The organism is Morganella sp. EGD-HP17 (assembly GCF_000512315.2).
Classification (GTDB): domain Bacteria; phylum Pseudomonadota; class Gammaproteobacteria; order Enterobacterales; family Enterobacteriaceae; genus Morganella; species Morganella morganii.
The window spans coordinates 1-1,602 of the sequence record NZ_AZRH01000057.1 but is presented as its reverse complement, the minus strand read 5'-3'; the positions used below and the strand labels follow the sequence as shown (position 1 = coordinate 1,602).

The window sequence follows — 1,602 nt, the reverse complement described above, 5'->3', positions numbered from 1 at the left end:
ACAGAGACAGACATACTATCATTAGCACCCAGCGATACTATTATTAAATCAGGGGAACTGACCGGCATCCGTTGTACGAACGCCAGCCAGTCATAAAATGCCTCATTCATCAGTCCTGATCTGTCCAGGTAATAATATTCCAGAACGTCCTGCTCTTTCGCTCCTTTTGCCAGGCTTAGAGTAAGACTGTCTCCGATGAATAGAGATTTAGCTGAACAATAATAAGTTAATGAAAAAATAATCATAGATACAAATAAGGTATATCTTTTCATCTTAGTAAACGCTCTAAGGATATGATAAAAGTATAATCACATCTAAACAATATTAGGTTAATATTGTTTTAATATTAATATAATTCTATATTGGTGTGATTAATTATCGTTTATACCTTTAATGTTCATACCATTCTTGAGCGCGTTTATACATGACATATTTATAAAAGCTGCTCTTGATTGACCATTTTCACTAGCGGCGATATCAATTTTTTCAATAAGCTCATCATCCATTGTTATAGTGATTTGTTTCTTTCTTTTTGCCTTTTTTGGTACTAACTGTTCGTGGCTAACACCTGAATCAGGAGCACGATTAATGAAGTTATCGATTTCATTATTTTTAATTGAAGGCATTGTGTTCAATTTAGGCTTTGGTTGTATTGCCATTATTTTTACCATTTATAGGTTAAAGTGATAGTGAAATAATATTGTATTAATGTTTATATAATATCAAAATAATATTTTTATAAGGGTGTCTAGTTCATCTACAATGGGTCTATCCCTAGCTCTGAGCTTTAATTCTGATACTGTCCTGCCTGATCCTGCTGCGTTTGCATAGTTTTTTCTAGAATAAATTATGTGGTCTAGGACAGGAATTTCATCTGCATAACTTTGCATTTGCTTTAACATTTCATCATTATCCGTAGATGTCGGATGTGTATCAGCTTTATTGAGTACTGCGTAAACGATCAAATTGTCCCGAATACTTCTGGTTTCCCTGATCAGGTCAAGGTTTGCATCCATTGCCCATGCTTCAAAACTACCAATTGCAGATGGGATAAGTAGCTTATCTGTCAGTGTTAAAGCTGCTCTCATAGCAGTTGAATCTCGACCGCCGCATTCAATTATTACATCGTCATAATTATCTTTTTGTAGTATTACCTGACTTCTGAGTACAGCACCGTCAGGGTAATGTGAACATGCTATTCCTGGTTCTATATTTGCTTGTGATCTGACAAGTATTGCGGTCTGAGATGAGCCTTGTTTATCTCCATCAACTAGCCAGACTTTTTTTCCTTGTAAAGCTCGTGCACAAGCAATGTTAACTGCTAAGGTGGATTTACCAACACCACCTTTTGTATTAGCAATTGTTAAAATCATGAAGCACCTCGATTAATATTGATGTGATATTAAAATCATATCAATTTAATTGTCCTCTTACAAGGGGGGTGGTAGTGAAAAAACATTAATTTAATATTGATATGGTATTGTTTTGATGTTTGTATGATAGTGAAATGAATGTTGTTTTGAATATCAACATTAAGATACTGATCCGCCCTTGTGTATTAGAAAAATAGCCAAACTTCCGGGTCAAAACCATTTCGCCCCT

General features: G+C 34.8%; 2 protein-coding genes and 1 pseudogene. All 3 read right to left on the bottom strand.

Going from position 1 to position 1,602, the window contains the following annotated elements:
- A pseudogene (locus tag X965_RS19690) lies at nucleotides 1-272 on the bottom strand (hypothetical protein); the annotation flags it as partial.
- Nucleotides 273-371: 99 nt separating this feature from the next.
- A complete protein-coding gene (locus tag X965_RS18690) occupies nucleotides 372-659 on the bottom strand; it encodes a ribbon-helix-helix domain-containing protein (RefSeq protein ID WP_036419813.1) in 288 nt (95 codons plus the stop codon).
- Between the two features lie 63 nt (nucleotides 660-722).
- Nucleotides 723-1,373 (bottom strand): AAA family ATPase, encoded by a 651-nt coding sequence (locus X965_RS18685; RefSeq protein WP_036419811.1) that lies wholly within the window; start codon nucleotides 1,371-1,373, stop codon nucleotides 723-725.
- Nucleotides 1,374-1,602 lie beyond the last annotated feature (229 nt).

Excerpts from the sequence above, each read along its gene's own strand:
- X965_RS18690 (WP_036419813.1), bottom strand. The coding sequence starts at position 659 with ATGGCAATACAACCAAAGCCTAAATTGAACACAATGCCTTCAATTAAA.
- X965_RS18685 (WP_036419811.1), bottom strand. The coding sequence starts at position 1,373 with ATGATTTTAACAATTGCTAATACAAAAGGTGGTGTTGGTAAATCCACC.